The 15,742-nt window shown below is 41.2% G+C and carries 15 protein-coding genes; 10 read left to right on the top strand and 5 right to left on the bottom strand.

What is annotated here, in order from left to right; translation table 11 throughout:
- Positions 1 to 127 precede the first annotated feature (127 nt).
- The 7 genes from ACFOU2_RS16870 (at position 128) to map (ending at position 8,811) form a co-directional block, all read left to right on the top strand.
- Positions 128 to 2,221: an amylo-alpha-1,6-glucosidase gene (locus ACFOU2_RS16870; RefSeq protein WP_377917141.1), complete on the top strand. Its 2,094-nt coding sequence runs from the start codon at positions 128 to 130 to the stop codon at positions 2,219 to 2,221.
- 20 nt (positions 2,222 to 2,241) lie between these two features.
- The gene (locus ACFOU2_RS16865; RefSeq protein ID WP_377917139.1) at positions 2,242 to 3,483 is read left to right on the top strand and encodes an ABC transporter substrate-binding protein; all 1,242 of its coding nucleotides are present in this window, start codon (positions 2,242 to 2,244) and stop codon (positions 3,481 to 3,483) included.
- A 91-nt stretch (positions 3,484 to 3,574) separates the two neighbouring features.
- A complete protein-coding gene (locus tag ACFOU2_RS16860) occupies positions 3,575 to 4,474 on the top strand; it encodes a carbohydrate ABC transporter permease (RefSeq protein ID WP_377917137.1) in 900 nt (299 codons plus the stop codon).
- Positions 4,475 to 4,487: 13 nt separating this feature from the next.
- A complete protein-coding gene (locus tag ACFOU2_RS16855; RefSeq protein WP_377917134.1) occupies positions 4,488 to 5,312 on the top strand; it encodes a carbohydrate ABC transporter permease in 825 nt (274 codons plus the stop codon).
- A gap of 97 nt (positions 5,313 to 5,409) precedes the next feature.
- Positions 5,410 to 7,038 (top strand): glycoside hydrolase family 13 protein, encoded by a 1,629-nt coding sequence (locus ACFOU2_RS16850; protein WP_377917487.1) that lies wholly within the window; start codon positions 5,410 to 5,412, stop codon positions 7,036 to 7,038.
- Positions 7,039 to 7,414: 376 nt separating this feature from the next.
- The gene (locus tag ACFOU2_RS16845) at positions 7,415 to 8,035 is read left to right on the top strand and encodes a TetR/AcrR family transcriptional regulator (protein WP_377917132.1); all 621 of its coding nucleotides are present in this window, start codon (positions 7,415 to 7,417) and stop codon (positions 8,033 to 8,035) included.
- Between the two features lie 29 nt (positions 8,036 to 8,064).
- Positions 8,065 to 8,811, top strand: a complete 747-nt coding sequence (gene map, locus ACFOU2_RS16840; protein WP_377917130.1) for a type I methionyl aminopeptidase — start codon at positions 8,065 to 8,067, stop codon at positions 8,809 to 8,811.
- Between the two features lie 168 nt (positions 8,812 to 8,979).
- Here the strand turns inward: map and ACFOU2_RS16835 are convergent, their stop codons facing one another.
- Positions 8,980 to 10,665 (bottom strand): DUF2339 domain-containing protein, encoded by a 1,686-nt coding sequence (locus ACFOU2_RS16835; RefSeq protein WP_377917128.1) that lies wholly within the window; start codon positions 10,663 to 10,665, stop codon positions 8,980 to 8,982.
- A gap of 215 nt (positions 10,666 to 10,880) precedes the next feature.
- Here ACFOU2_RS16835 and ACFOU2_RS16830 point away from each other — a divergent pair, with 215 nt between their 5' ends.
- Positions 10,881 to 12,131 carry an MFS transporter gene (locus ACFOU2_RS16830; protein WP_377917126.1) on the top strand — a complete coding sequence of 417 codons (1,251 nt, stop codon included), beginning with the start codon at positions 10,881 to 10,883 and terminating at the stop codon, positions 12,129 to 12,131.
- A gap of 123 nt (positions 12,132 to 12,254) precedes the next feature.
- Entirely contained in the window at positions 12,255 to 12,533 is a 279-nt protein-coding gene (locus tag ACFOU2_RS16825) for an alpha/beta fold hydrolase (protein ID WP_377917124.1), read from the top strand.
- 90 nt (positions 12,534 to 12,623) lie between these two features.
- Here ACFOU2_RS16825 and ACFOU2_RS16820 read toward each other — a convergent pair whose 3' ends face one another.
- Complete coding sequence (locus tag ACFOU2_RS16820; RefSeq protein WP_377917122.1) at positions 12,624 to 12,911, bottom strand: hypothetical protein; 288 nt, start codon at positions 12,909 to 12,911, stop codon at positions 12,624 to 12,626.
- Positions 12,912 to 13,193: 282 nt separating this feature from the next.
- Here ACFOU2_RS16820 and ACFOU2_RS16815 point away from each other — a divergent pair, with 282 nt between their 5' ends.
- A complete protein-coding gene (locus ACFOU2_RS16815) occupies positions 13,194 to 14,201 on the top strand; it encodes an LLM class flavin-dependent oxidoreductase (RefSeq protein ID WP_377917120.1) in 1,008 nt (335 codons plus the stop codon).
- Between the two features lie 247 nt (positions 14,202 to 14,448).
- Here ACFOU2_RS16815 and ACFOU2_RS16810 read toward each other — a convergent pair whose 3' ends face one another.
- The 3 genes from ACFOU2_RS16810 to ACFOU2_RS16800 all read right to left on the bottom strand — a co-directional run bounded on the left by ACFOU2_RS16810 (position 14,449) and on the right by ACFOU2_RS16800 (position 15,386).
- The gene (locus tag ACFOU2_RS16810; protein ID WP_377917118.1) at positions 14,449 to 14,547 is read right to left on the bottom strand and encodes a YjcZ family sporulation protein; all 99 of its coding nucleotides are present in this window, start codon (positions 14,545 to 14,547) and stop codon (positions 14,449 to 14,451) included.
- 57 nt (positions 14,548 to 14,604) lie between these two features.
- Positions 14,605 to 14,733 (bottom strand): YjcZ family sporulation protein, encoded by a 129-nt coding sequence (locus ACFOU2_RS16805; RefSeq protein ID WP_377917116.1) that lies wholly within the window; start codon positions 14,731 to 14,733, stop codon positions 14,605 to 14,607.
- A gap of 368 nt (positions 14,734 to 15,101) precedes the next feature.
- The gene (locus ACFOU2_RS16800) at positions 15,102 to 15,386 is read right to left on the bottom strand and encodes a hypothetical protein (RefSeq protein ID WP_377917114.1); all 285 of its coding nucleotides are present in this window, start codon (positions 15,384 to 15,386) and stop codon (positions 15,102 to 15,104) included.
- Between the last annotated feature and the right edge of the window lie 356 nt (positions 15,387 to 15,742).

The raw sequence follows: 15,742 nt of genomic DNA, 5'->3' as shown, positions 1-15,742 counted from the left end.
GGAGCTAGGAGCCGCAGCTAGATTAGGGCAGTGATTCTACACTAAACTTCCCCGATTACGCTAAGTTTTTGGGGAGGATCTTACTGCCCGTTAATGCGGGATAAACAAAACAGTGGGGGGAATCAAAATGGATTATCGTGTAATCAAAGAAAATGACTTGTTTTTATTAACGGATAAAAGCGGGAACATCCCGGAGAATCATACATACGGTCTTGGATTATATACAAAGGATACAAGGTTTTTAAGTAAATGGAATATAAAGATAAACGGAAAAGACCCGGTACTTTTGTCTTCGGACGCAGATGAAAATCATTTGACAACAATCCTTCTTACAAATCCTCACATGGAAGAGGATGGGAATTTGGTTTTATGGAGGGAATCGGTTCAAATCGAACGTAAGCGCTTTATTTATGATGATGTTTTATATGAATCATTGAATGTGAAAAACTACTATCCAAAACCAGTTAGTTTTGAGCTGGAAGTAGAATTTGATGCGGATTTTCAGGATATGTTCATTGTTCGCGGCTTTCAAACAGGTAAGGTTGGGCAGCGAAGCGGACAACAGTTAGAAAACCATACACTGTCGCTTGCGTACCAGGGGACAGACGAAATCAATCGCTATACTCATATCACATGGGATAAAGAAGCGGAAAAAACAGAAGGCAACAAAATAACGTTTCGCTTTTCTTTAAACCATAGTGAAGAAGACCAAGTAATGATAACGATTGTACCGCAGGTTGGAGAAAAAGGAAAAGAAGCGATTCTCCCATTCGAACAAGCATTGAACAAATTGACAACATCTTATAAAACGTGGGAAGAGAAGATTCCGACAGTGAAAACCGATTATAAACCCCTTGAACAGCTTGTGAAAAGAGGAATGGCTGATTTACGGGTTTTGTTGACGGATTTAGGGTATGGACAATTTCCAGTGGCCGGTCTTCCATGGTACGGTGTCCCGTTCGGGCGGGATAGCTTGATTACGGCGCTGCAGCTGCTGCCTTTTCATTCAGAAGCGGCAAAAGGAACGTTGATCACGATGGCCCAATACCAGGGAAAAAATAAAGATCCGTGGCGTGATGAGGAACCGGGAAAAATCATGCATGAAATTCGCTTTGGAGAACTGGCCAATACCAATCAGATTCCATTCACGCCTTATTACGGAACCATCGATGCCACACCATTGTTTTTAATTCTGCTCGTTGAATATGTCAAATGGACAGGAGATTACGAGATTGTTGAACAGTTACAGGAGAATATTGATGCCGCTTTAAATTGGATCAATGAGTATGGAGACAGGGACGGAGATTTGTTCTTAGAGTATCATCAAGAATCGAGCAAGGGTATTGCCAATCAAGGATGGAAAGATTCCGGCGATTCGATTGTCCATCGCAGCGGTGACTATGCCCACACACCGATTGCCCTCTCAGAAGTGCAAGGCTACGTGTACCAAGCGAAGTCCGGTTTAGCAGATATTTATGAAGCAATCGGTCGTGCCGAAGAGGCAGAAGCTCTTCGCGGCGAAGCAAAGACGTTACAGCAAAAATTCGATGAGGCATTTTGGATGGATGATGTGTCTTTCTATGCGATTGCCCTTGATGGAAACAAGCAGCAGGTGGGAACGATCACATCCAATCCCGGCCATCTCTTAATGTCCGGCATGCTGTCTTCTGAGCGGGTGGATGCTGTTGCAAAGATGCTGCTGTCTTCTAAAATGTTTTCCGGTTACGGCATTCGCACAATGGGAGGGGGCGAAGCAGGGTACAATCCAATGAGTTATCATGATGGAAGCGTTTGGCCTCATGATAATAGCTTAATTGTACTGGGGTTAAGTAAAGAAGGTAAACAAGAAGAAGCGAATAAGGTCATTCAAGGATTAATCGATGCGTCTGCCCACTTTGAATATGATCGCCTTCCGGAGCTGTTCTGCGGGTATTCCAAAGAACAAGGAAAGCCAGTTCTCTATCCGGTTGCATGCTCGCCTCAAGCCTGGGCGGCAGGAACACCGTTGTTATTCGTTCAATCGATCTTGGGAATGTTCCCGGACAGCACGAAGAAACAAATTCACATTCGTCCGCACTTACTGCCATCCATGAACGAGCTTTCTTTAGAAGGGATAGCAGTTGGAAACGGCAAGCTATCCCTTACTGTGAGGAGGGAAAACGGCGAAGTTGCAATGGACATTACGGAGAATACAACTGGCTATGAGATTGTAACAAGATAATGCCGACTGGGGGAGTCACGATGAAAAAGTGGTTTAAATCGATTATTGCTGTCACCCTGCTTTCCGGATCCCTCCTTGCAGGCTGCAGCCAGGAGGAGAGCTCTGGGACAGCGAACGAAAAAACAGAAATTGTGTTAAGCGGCTGGGGTGGAAATCCTGCCGAAGCAAAATTGCTTGAACAGACTCTTCGCGACTTTGAAAAGAAAAATCCTGATATAAAAGTAAAGCTCGATGTCATTGCAGATCAGTATATGGATGTTTTGAAAACGCGTTTAATCGGCGGGACGGGACCCGATGTCTTCTATCTGGATGCGTTTGAAGCTCCAGGCCTAATTGAAACAGGAGTACTGGAGCCGTTGGATCAATACGTGAAAAAGGATTTCGATGTGAATGATTTTGAAAAACCGCTGCTGCAGGCTTTTCAGGAAAACGGAAAAACGTACGGATTTCCGAAAGACTATTCTACACTTGCTTTATTCTACAATAAAAAAATGCTGGAAGAAGCAGGGGTAGAAGTACCGCGAACGTGGGAGGAGCTGCAAGCAGCAGCGAAGAAGCTGACGAAAGACGGTGTCTATGGTCTTGGCGTCACACCTGAATTAGCAAGGCTGTATTTCCTGGCGGAGTCAAAAGGCGGGCAGGTCATGACCGACAATAAAGCAAGCTTTGCCAGCAAAGAAGCGGCAGAAGGATTGCAATCCATCGTCGACATGCGTTTGAAAGATAAATCTGCCGCACAGCCAAATGAGGCTGGGGCGGATTCGGGAATTGAAATGTTCGGACAGGGAAAAGCGGCCATGGTTTTAGAAGGGAACTGGACCATTCCATACTTACACGATACATTCCCGAACGTTTCCTATGGGACGGCAGAAGTACCGACCGTTGAAGGAAAGAAGGATACGATGGCTTTTACTGTTGCATATGTGATGAATAAAGAATCGAAGCATAAAGAGGCAGCATGGAAGCTGATCGAGTATTTAACGGGAAAGGAAGGCATGAAAACATGGACGAGCAAAGGGTATGCCTTACCGGCCCGAAAATCTGTAGCCGAGGAACTCGGATTTGCAAACGATCCGCTGCGCGGACCGTTAGTGGCAGGAGCTTCTTATGCAACCGTATGGCAGGATGGTCCTTATCTGCCTATCGCTTTTACAAACTTTAATAATCAATTTTTAAGCGCCTTTTTGGGAGATCAACCATTAAGAGAGGCACTGGAAAAAGCTCAAAAACAAGCAAACAAAGAAATTCGAATCAATGAATGAGAATATATAACGAGAGAGCGCTCGGGTGCTCTCTCCACACCATTCTCTTTTCTAGTTCACTGTACCACATAGGACAATGGAGCTGATAAACATGAAAAAAGAGAGAAAAAAATATACCCGCTATGAGATTGGACAGGGCTACACGTTTATGCTGCCGGCGATCTTCGTGTTGGCTGTTTTCATCATTGCCCCCATTCTTTATGCCGTTTTCTTATCTTTTCATAAGGTAGAACTGTTGGGTGGTTCTTCTTATGATTTCCGGGGGCTGGACAATTTTATGAAACTGATGGAGGATGACCGGGCCAAGATTGCTCTTTGGAACACCATTAAGTACGTAGTCATTGTCGTTCCTGCCCAAACTCTTTTGGCTTTGGTCTTAGCCGCCACTTTAAATGCAGGGTTAAAGGGAGAGAAGTTCTTTCGCATTGTTTACTTTTTACCTACTTTAACGTCTTCTGCCGTATTAACGCTTATCTTTATGTGGATGTATAATCAAAACGGTTTGATCAATAAGCTGTTGGGGATGATCGGTCTACCGGGGTATAACTGGATTGGAGATCCGGATGTAGCCTTGCCTGCGATTATGATCATGAATATTTGGTCGACGGCCCCTTTCTTTATGACCATTTACTTGGCCGCTTTACAGGATATTCCGGACTCCGTTTATGAAGCGGCGAAAATCGACGGAGCTAATTTTTGGCAGAAGTTTTGGCATGTTACGGTTCCACAGCTGAAGCCTGTTACATCGTTTGTCGTGATTATGGGACTCATCGGAACATTCCAGTTATTCGATCAATCGTACATTTTTTCTAAAGGCTCGGGGGGGCCCAACAATTCCACATTAACCGTTGTTCTACTTATCTATCAATACGCCTTTAAAAATTTAGGAACGATGGGGTATGCCGCAGCAATGGCTCTTGTTTTGGCCATTGTTATTCTCATAGCCACTCTGTTGCAGCGAAAGTTTTCGAAGGAAGAAAACTTATACTAGGGGGGAGAATAGAATGAAGAAAAATAGGGTCGGAAAAGTGATTTTATATACAATCCTTGTATTGTATGCCATTAGCACACTCATTCCGTTTTTGTGGGCCCTTTCATCTTCTTTTAAAACATTAGAAGAAATTGTACAAGGGACAATCAATTTTTGGCCGAAAGATTTTACACTTGATAATTATAAACAAATTTTCATACAACAAGAGTATTTTCCCAGATGGTTGTTTAATAGTCTATTTATTGCCGTTGTAGGAACGATATTGAATCTTTTATTTAATTCCATGGCAGGGTACGCTTTGGCACGGCTGAGCTTTCCGGGCAAGAAAAGTTTGTTCATCATTATTTTGGCGGTCCTTATGATTCCGGTGCAGGTAACGATGATTCCGAACTTTTTGATTCTTAAGAATCTGGGATGGCTGAATACATACCAGGGAATGATTGTGCCATCCATGATCAATGCCACGTTCATTTTCATGATGCGCCAATTCTTCCTCAACTTCCCGAAAGAGCTGGAAGAAGCGGCCTCGCTTGACGGATTAACGAAACTGGGAACGTTCTTCCGCATTGTTTTACCATTAGCGAAGCCCGCTTTAGCGGCACAAGCAATTTTTGTGTTCATGGGCTTCTGGAATGACTTTATGAGGCCCCTCATCGTCATGTCAGATGTGGAAATGTTCACGCTCCCTTTAGGCTTGAATACGTTTAAAGGACAGTTCATAAGCTACTGGAACTATATTATGGCTGCATCCATGGTCTTTACAATGCCGGTGTTGATTTTATATGCGTTTTTTAATCGTTACTTTGTAAAAGGGATTACGTTTACAGGAGAAAAATAATTTATGTGGATGATAGAGGCAGGAGAAAAAACGGGACAGCAAAAAAGTTGGAGTTATGAACATGAACGAGAGCTGGAAAAATGAATGGAGAGAGAGTATGAAGAAAACATGGTGGAAAGAGGCAGTTGTTTATCAAGTATATTGGCGAAGCTTTTATGACACAGACGGTGACGGATATGGAGACTTGGAAGGAGTTATTCAAAAATTAGACTATATTCAAGAACTGGGAGCAGATGTAATCTGGCTGAATCCTTGTTATGAGTCACCGGATGTCGATAATGGATATGATATTTCCAATTATGAATCGATCATGCCAAAAGCAGGAAATATAGCGATCTTTGATCGGCTCATCCATGAAGTACATACAAGAGGAATGAAATTAATCATGGATTTAGTCGTTAACCACACATCCAACCAGCACCCGTGGTTTTTAGAGTCACGTTCATCAAAAGATAACCCCAAGCGGGATTATTATATATGGAGGAAGGAAAAGAATAATTGGCGTTCTTATTTTACTCCTTCCACGTGGGAATATGATGAATTAACAGGCGAGTACTATTTTCATTCCTTTGCTGTTGAACAGCCGGATTTAAACTGGAAGAACCCAAAAGTACGCGAAGAAATATATCGCATGATGCGCTTTTGGCTGGATAAAGGGATAGACGGGTTTCGAATGGATGTCATTAATCTTTTAGCGAAAATAGATGGATTTCCAGATGCCCAAAACCCCCAAGATATATCGTATTTGGGAAACAATCCGGGAATTCATGAATATTTACAGGAAATGCATGAAAAAGTGCTGAAACACTATGATATTTTCACAGTAGGGGAAATCCCGTTTGTCACTCCTGAAGACGGCGTGCTTTATGTAGGAGAAAATCGAGGGGAACTTCATACTTTGTTCCATTTCGAAGTTTGCGATTATATGGAATCATGGGACATGATGAAAGTCAAAGAAATTCAAAAGAGATGGTATGAGGGTTTATGGGGAAAAGGATGGAATTCCCAGTTTCTTAACAACCATGATCATACCCGTCTTGTTACTCGATTTGGAAATGATACAACGTACCGTGTGGAATCAGCTAAATGCTTTGCTGCCCTCCTGCACACTTTGCCGGGCATGCCTTATATTTATCAAGGGGAAGAGATTGGCATGACAGGTGTCAGATTTGAATCGATTGACGATTATAATGATATTGCCATGAAAAACAAGTATATGGAAGAAGTTGAAAAAGGGGGAAATCCAAGAGAAGTATTTGAAAGCCTTCTTCCGCTTTCTCGCGATAATTCCAGAACACCCGTTCAATGGAACGACACCGAGAATGCTGGCTTCACTTCTGGCACGCCTTGGATAAAGGTGAATCCAAACTATAAAAAAATTAATGTAGAGCAGGCCCTGGCAGACCCGGATTCCGTTTTTTATTTTTATCAAAAGTTAATTCGGCTTCGAAAAGAAAATGAAGTGATGGTTTATGGTACATATGAACCGATTTTAGAGGAAGACCTGCAGATTTATTCTTATTTGCGTTCATTGGAAAAAGAGAGATGGTTGGTTATTCTTAACATTTCTGACCAGCCGGCGGAATTTAAATTGCCAGATTTTATTTCCTACCAGGCAAAAGAGCTGCTTCTCGCAAATTATCCCGCTAACGCTGATGAATCCATCGATTCATTTACACTGCAGCCGTATGAATCAAGAATTTATCGATTGCGGGGGAAAGAATAAAAAATGGGTCTGGTACAAAAAATCGATTCGACTTGGATATAGCCGCTTATGCGTAAATCATTTGACATAAATGCTTTTTATTTATGTCAAATGATTTACGTGGATTTATATATAAATAAATCTTTAAAAAGAACCGTCATTACAAATCAGGGATTTCGATGACGGTTCTTTTCCGTTTTAAAACTTATCATCTTTTTGAACTTTTGAGCCATACCCTGCTTGTTATACAACCAGTTATCATGATCATTGCTTTCGAAGGAATGCCGTTTATAACGTAAAGTTTCATTTTATTATGATTTGCAAGTTGCCGGGACGTGCTATAATATGAAACAGGGCGTTATATCGACATGTATGAATGTCTAAAAAGGGTGGTAAAATGACTCCTCGTACAAAGGAACAAAATGAAGCTATAAGAAGGAGAAGGATTTTACAAATTAAAGAAACAGCAGCAAACGTGTACCTTGAAAAGGGATTGCAAATGGAAATGGGAGATATAGCGAAAGCAGCGGAACTTGGCAGGGGAACGATTTATCATTACTATAACAACAAGTTATCCTTATTAGAAGAATTGCTTGATGATGCATTTGATGAAGCGGAGAAAATAACCAGTGCTGCCATAACTGAAGATACAAGTCCGATTGTTCGCCTGGAGCAATATGCTGTGCATTTTATGGAAAGATGTTTAGAAAAGCCTTTTATATATATACTATATAAAAACTTTTTATATGGAACAGAGACTATACCAGTCCGCAATATTGATAAGTTACGAGGGGAATTTCAAACCAATCTTTATAGTCCGATAATCAAGGTTATGAAAGAAGGAGTTGCCTGTAAAGAAATAATGGGAATTGATGCAGATACAGCATGCAATTTCTTTTTTGGTTCTTTGATAGGAACGATAGCGTCGCAAGTAAAAAATAGAAAGATGATCCAAACCCTTCAACCTAATTGGGCCAAGGAAATTGTGACGATGTTAATAAAGGGCATAAAACGATAATTTTTATATTCTTAGGAGAGATCATCCATATGATTACGTTAAAAAGTGAAAGAGAAATCAATTTAATGCACGAAGCGGGTAAACTATTGGCTTCCTGTCATAAAGAAATTGCTAAAATCATTAAACCAGGTATCACAACATTAGAAATCGATCAATTTGTTGAAGATTATCTGGAGAAGCACGGTGCCACACCAGAGCAGAAGGGTTACCACGGTTTTCCATATGCGACTTGTGCTTCTGTAAATGATGAAATATGTCATGGCTTTCCGAGTGACAAGCCACTTAAAGAAGGAGATATTGTCACTATTGATATGGTGGTAAACTTAAACGGCGCTCTTGCTGATTCTGCCTGGACCCATACGGTAGGGAAGATTTCGGAGCAGGCCCAAAAGTTATTAACGGTAACGGAAAACGCCCTTTATAGAGGAATTGAACAAGCGGTTCCAGGCAATCGGCTCGGGGATATCGGCCATGCCATCCAAAGCTATGCAGAAGCTGAGAATTTCTCGGTTGTAAGGGAGTTTACAGGGCACGGCATCGGGAAATCAATGCACGAAGATCCGACTGTCCTCCATTACGGCAAGCCCGGCAAAGGAATGCGGTTAAAAGAAGGAATGGTCATCACCATTGAACCGATGCTGAATGTAGGGACATGGAAAAGCAAGATGGACCCAAACGGCTGGACGGCAAGAACTGCTGACGGAAAGCTGTCAGCACAATATGAACACACCATCGCAATAACGAAAGAAGGGCCTTTAGTATTGACACAGCAATAGAAGACGGTCAAAAGCGGCGGTGAAGCTAACAAATTTGACAATATGGCAAGATAGGGGCTGGCTCAAAAGCCTTCAGAGCATGACAATAATCTATTTTTCTGTGATGAACCGTCACTGAAATCTTTGATTTTCTTGAATTTTGATGACGGTTCATCGCAGCGCCAACTTTTACTTCTTCCTGTAAAAAATTCTTGAAACTATCAATCCTACAAAACCGAGGGCAATGAATAAAATTGCCCGGATAAATAAAGGAATGTATGGGATATCCAATAGCGCTAATTTAAGAAGGGTCAGAATCAGAAGTGATACCCCGATATACTTGGCTTGTGTACTCTCTTTCAATACGCCCGCTGCAATCGAAGCAATTGACATCACCATCCATACAAACGTTAAAATCAAACGTTGGCTATTATCGTTCATGTCATGTACGCAAGCCATTGTAAACTGTGTTGTAAAGATAAGGGTAAGAACGGCGAATACCGCACTACTGATGGTCATAAAGCGTTCATGCTTGATTTTTTCATGTTTACGCATCAGTTTCGCTCCTGCAGCAAACGTAACAAGCAACACAATCCAATCAAACGTTTCAATCGAGATGACTTCGTCAATCACTCCTTTAAACAACACCGTGAAACCGGCCATGATATAAATAAACAGGGAAATGATTTTTTTCAATAAACTTGGATATTTTAATGAGGAGTAGTAAGCCGCTGCTCCCTGTATTAATAACAGACTTGTGATTAGTCGTTCATCTACCGTATGGATAATAAAGAAAGCTATTAAAACAATTAAATGAATATCAAACATCGCCGCTTTTTCGGGTTCACTTCTCCTCATATAAGAAAAAACAGCGTAGATGAATATAAACGATACTAGGAACAGAGTAATACCACCATCTGTAAACGTCCCATTCACCCATACATACGTTACAAATAAGCTCGTTAATAGTGTGTTTGCTTGAGAAGCTACCCGTGTTTTTGCTTTTACAAAGTAGTATAGAAGAAATACATATTGAATGATAATCGGAATGGCAACTGAAGATCCTGGATCAAAGCTGCCGGCAAAGCTATAAAATACATACAAAGCGGCATTCAACAGAATGGAAGAGCCATAATAAATCATCATATAATGAAATCGAATAGATAATGATAGGAACAACAGATATAAAACCGTTTCGTATCCTAAAAATACATAGGGGTTAGGCGTTTCACTTTCAATTAAGAAAGGAACTAATACACCGCCAACCATGCTGATCATTCCTAATACCTCAGATTGATAGTTCTTCGTTAACGTTAAACCAAGCGCAATCCATACTGCGTTCAGCACGAAAGCGGCCGCCGGACCGACCATTCCATATAACGAGTGCATAGCAAATGTCGTGAGCATCAGCAATGGAATAGAACCGCCTAACAAGACATAGCCTAGCTTTGCACGGTCTTGCTTCATCTGTTTGCGGCCAAAATATAAAAGCAAACCCGAAGCAACAAAACCAAAAGCTATTTTAGCTGTTTCGTTAATAAGTCCATAATCGGAAGCCGCTTTAAATGCCCATAATACACCCATGATGAAAACAAAAATGAATAAGCGGGGCATCCACACTTGAAACAAGGCTTTTTCCCAATCAGTAGATGATCGATTCACTTTCTTTTGTTGAAGGGGGGCGGATTGAACTTTTTCTTTCGAACGGTTGGTGATAGGTTTTTTGGCTTGAGTGTCTGGTTTTATTTTTTGTGGAAAAGGTCTTTCATCCCCAAAATACATTTTATTTTCTAGTTGATGGATTCTGGTTTTTAATTCATCGACTTCTCTTTCCAGGCTTTGAACTCTTTCCTCTAACTGATCTTTGTTTAGCATTTTTATCACTCCCCTCTTATAATTTACCAATATATGAGGTGAAATCAACTTTTTTCCATAACCAGTGTGCATGAAAATAATCAAAATAATGCATTGGACGATACTGTCTGAAACTATTATGATAAATCTTGGAGGCATTCGTGAAAAGAGAAGATTATAAGATACTTAGAAACTCAAAGAAATAGATAAAATCAGCAATAGGAAGTGACTGAATCATGAGTTATATCAAGCAGGGTACACCCGCCTTTCAAAAGGCCAATCTCGCTTTGTTTGCGGGCGGTTTTTGCACATTTGCCAATCTGTACTGCGTACAGCCGTTGCTGCCGGAGTTCTCAGAGAAGTTTCATATCTCTCCGACTATGGCCAGCCTATCACTGTCATTAACGACGATTGCCCTGGCAATCAGCATGCTTCTCATTGGTTCATTATCGGAAGCATGGGGGCGTAAGCCAATTATGGCATTCTCTATGTTCACCGTGTCTGTGCTGGCTGTACTTGTTATATTCGTTCCGAATTTTCATCTTTTGTTGGCCTTTAGAATTCTCCAGGGGATTGTTTTTGCCGGTTTGCCCTCCATCGCAATGGCTTATCTTAGTGAAGAAATTGATCCAGCCAGTTTAGGACTGGCGATGGGTATATATATTAGCGGAAATACGATAGGCGGTTTAGGCGGTCGCATCATCACTGGTACATTGGCCGAATTCTTTGATTGGCGTGTGGCAATCGCTGGCGTTGGTGTGTTGAGCGTCATAGCCAGCGTGTTATTTTTAGTGACACTTCCATCTTCCAAAAACTTTCAGCCGCGCTCTCTGAAATTGGGGAAGTTGATGAAATCGATGCTCAGTCATCTTAAGGATCGGGGTTTGCTTTGTTTATACGGGATTGGTTTTTTGCTGATGGGCAGTTTTGTTACATTGTATAATTATATCGGATTTCAATTGACAGCACCTCCTTATTCCTTGAGCCAAACATTGGTGGCCTGGATTTTTATCGTTTACCTTGTCGGGACGTTTAGCTCTACCTGGATGGGGAGTTTGGCGGATCAATTTGGCCGTCACAAAGTCCTGTGGATTTCAATCTTAATTATGTTTCTTGGTGCAATCATCACGTTAAACACCCATTTGTTGATTAAAATCGCAGGTATTGCGATCTTCACATTTGGCTTTTTTGGCGGCCACTCGATTGCCAGCAGCTGGGTCGGACGCCACGCCACTCACGATAAAGCACAAGCCTCGTCGCTTTATTTGTTTTTCTACTACGTCGGTTCGAGTGCTGGCGGAACGGCTGGAGGGGTTTTCTGGACGACTTTCGGGTGGAAAGGGGTTATCGACATGATTGTGATTTCCTTGACGCTCACTCTGATCCTCTCGATTTCAATCGTATTGCTTGCCAAGAAGAAAAGTAACGAGAAAGCGGTAACCGACCATGGTTCTTCTATCCTTTGTAAAAGAAGTGGGACTGAATGAAGGGGGGAAATAAACAAGTCTTTAGAAGAATGAACCTTCATAAAATATATCATCACAGCGAACAGGAGCAGAAGGATAAATGATGGGTATTATATCTCAGGCGGCTCCCATACCCAAATCTATGTGGAGGAAACCGGAAACCCCCATGGTATTCCACTGCTTTTTATTCATGGGATATCACAGTCAAGATTATGTTGGAGAAAACAAATCCACTCCGATTTAGGTGTGGATTTCAGGCTTATCACGATGGATCTTCGGGGTCACCGGCAGTCTGAAAAGCCCGGATTTGGATATGATGATTCACGAAATTGGGCGAATGATATTCAAGCTGTCATTGAATCCCTCCATTTTCTATCCGCAAGTAGGGCATTCCCCTTTTTGGGAGAGTGCCGTCCGGTTTAACAATGAGCTTCGATGTTTTGCTTTGAGTGCGTATGACGAGAAATGATTGAATGATGCAATATCCAATAAAGAGTATAGGGATCTACATTTTCATGATTCATTTTTGTCCTCTGGATCTCCTTGCTCCCAGTAGCTGCCTTCATCGAAAAACTCTAAGCATACTCCATTCAATGATTGTAATGTTTCAATAAATCCCTTTAAGTCACAAGTATGGAACGTGTCATTAAGTTCGCGGTTTTCTTCGGTGACCGTATATACATGAATCTCCATGCAGCCATCCCATCTAACATTCACATCAAATTTACCATCTTCGGTTTCCAGCTCAAGCGCAACGGTTCCCCCGTCTTCTCTTTTATGTTCCGTCTTGATAACCCACATGCAAACACTTCCTTTTTATTAAGTAGGCATTTTAGTACCTTGTTTATTTTCCTTATTTCAATTCATTTAAGTTTTTCCATTTGCTGGCTTTTTTATGACCATGAACAAGGCTGTTATTGAAAAAAATGGTCCATCATTTACAAAAGAAAGGGGATAATGGTTGAAGGCAGAATACTTTTCCTCGATGGAAAGCTGTTTTATCATTAAAGGGTAAAAGAGGAACATTTAGGGGAAAACAAGTAATCGAAGCATAGGAATTGTGTAGAAAGAAGGAATAGCTTTATGAAAATAAGCATTTTAGATCAAGCACCCATTTCTTCCGGAAAAACCGCCGGGCAAGCATTGCGGGAATCGATGAGACTTGCGCAAATCGGCGAAAAATTAGGATACACGCGCTATTGGATCGCCGAACACCATGATTTCTCAGGCCTTTCTTGTTCAGCTCCTGAAGTCATGTTAGGATACATCGGGGCAAACACAGAAAGAATTCGCCTTGGTTCTGGAGCCGTTTTGCTTCCGCACTACAAACCGTATAAAGTCGCCGAAACGTATAATATGCTTGCAACCTTATTTCCAAATCGCATAGATATAGGAATTGGCAGGGCTCCGGGGGGATCTGCTGAAGCAACGATGGCTCTTTCGGATAACTTTTTGGAACAAGTTCGGAAAATGCCTGAATCTGTCAAAGAGCTACTTCATTTTTTACATAACGATTTTCCTTCCGATCATATGTATTCAAAAGTTTCTGCCTCTCCTCTTCCTGCCGTCTCTCCTGAACCCTGGATCCTCGGGACGAGTGAAAAAAGCGCAAAACTTGCGGCGGAAAACGGAACTGCCTATGCATTCGGGCACTTTATGAGCGATAAAGAAGGAACGAAAATCATGAACGACTATATTCAAAGCTTTAAAGCAAAGGGCAAATTACAACAGCCCCAATCCATACTCACCGTTTCCGCTATTTGTTCGGAAACAACAGAAAAAGCGGAAGAAGTGGCTCTGAGCGATCATTTATGGAAAATTCAACTTGCAAAAGGGGAGGGAAACAGAGGGATACCTTCAATGGAAGAAGCCAAGCAATATCCATTTACCAGCGATGAAAAAGAAATGATTGAAAAGATGAGAAAGAAAATGGTGATCGGTAATCCACGGGAAGTAAAGCAGCGGCTTTTGGAATTAAAAACGTTATATCAGGCGGACGAAATCATGATTTTGACCATTACACATCGTTTTGAGGATCGTGTCCAATCTTATAGGCTAATTGCAAATGAATTCTTGACTGATCATATGTGATGTTAGGCGTTATATGTGTCAAGAATGAAGAAAAAAGACTTCCCACTGTATGTATTCCGTAATTGATAAAGAAAATGGAGGAAAAGCAGGCGCATTGAAGCGGGAGTGCAATTTGCTTCCTCAGAGCTCATTGTAACCCTAGACGCAGACAGTATGTTAGCAGAAAATGCATTATATGTTGTATTGAAAGAGCCTTGGGTTCATAGAATCCAAGGCTCTTTTGATTGCCGATTGTACTTGTAGAGGATTAATATACACTACAAGAGCATCCTACGATGATGAGTAAAACAAATAAGACGACAACTAAAGCGAAAACATTACGAAATCCACCATATCCTTCGCTCATATCGAACACCTCCTATTTATGATAAATAGTCCATTTTTCATAAGAACGTTAGGCTTATTAGTAGCTCCAAATAACGGCTCCTACAATAATTAGTAGAATGAACAAAACAACAATCAATGCAAAATTGAAGCCGGCGCCACCATAGCTAACGCCTCCATAACCATAACCGCCATATCCACAGCCCATAAGTTATTCGCCTCCTATTGAGTAGTAAGGGATTGCTGAATATCCGATCCCTAATTTTAAGTTATGTTCTTAAGAAATAGTTTGATTGGACAAACTCACTAGTTGATAAAGGAATTACATGTTTTTTTTATTTTTTTACCATTCAATTGTATTTCTGCCCATGTTCGTTCATGCAAACGGATATATTAGCACAACAAAAGCGCGGATCTAATTAGATCTGGGCTTTTGTTGTGTGACTAGGTGTCCTTCTCATGGAAATAGAAGTATTCAGCTTGCTAAAAAGTAGGCAATCCTAATGGCAACTTGCCTTTATCATGAATGTTCCAGTTACGTCGACGTTGATTTTAGTCCTTATCTTACTTTTCTTGTTAATCCTCCTGATCCTGATCTTGATCCTGATCTTGGTCAGATTCAGAACGTGCACGTACTTTTGCTTTAGAATCAGAATCAACGTGAATATCAAGGTCGATGCGAGAATTTCCACTCTTTTCAATTTCGGCTTTGGCGTTGTTTGTGTTACGATCTTCATTTTTTAAATTATTGTCATTATCTAAATCGGCTCTATTTTCATTTTCTAAATCTACATTTGCTTTTGCTTTGCTGTCTGAATCAGATCTTGAAAAATTTCTAGAACGGTTCCGTTTTTTTGACATTGATTTCCCTCCTTTTCTCTTTATATCAGTAATGTATTCAAGTTAAGTTAAAGTGAATGGACGACTCCCTATTAAACTTATGGATTTTTGCTGATTTATATATATTCCACTTAATAACTCGACACATCCTCATTCAATCAAGAGGCATCACAATCGGTGATCCAGACAACTTGAATTCGCCCTCAAGGGTTCACCTATGCGGTTGGCGCCAACCCCGCAAGGGGGGGCCAGCCGCTTAGGTCTAGAAAATTTGGCATGGCCGTTCTTTGGTCAGGTCGAATTTTCTAAATCGATCTATATAGTATAGAGTTCATAAAAAACAGGAAAACATTTCATTCTTATGGCTGCTAGGAGAG

Origin of the sequence: Bacillus songklensis (genome assembly GCF_042649685.1) — a bacterium.
GTDB classification, from domain to species: Bacteria; Bacillota; Bacilli; order Bacillales; family Bacillaceae_H; genus Bacillus_BA; species Bacillus_BA songklensis.
This window is presented reverse-complemented; position numbering and strand designations above follow the sequence as displayed.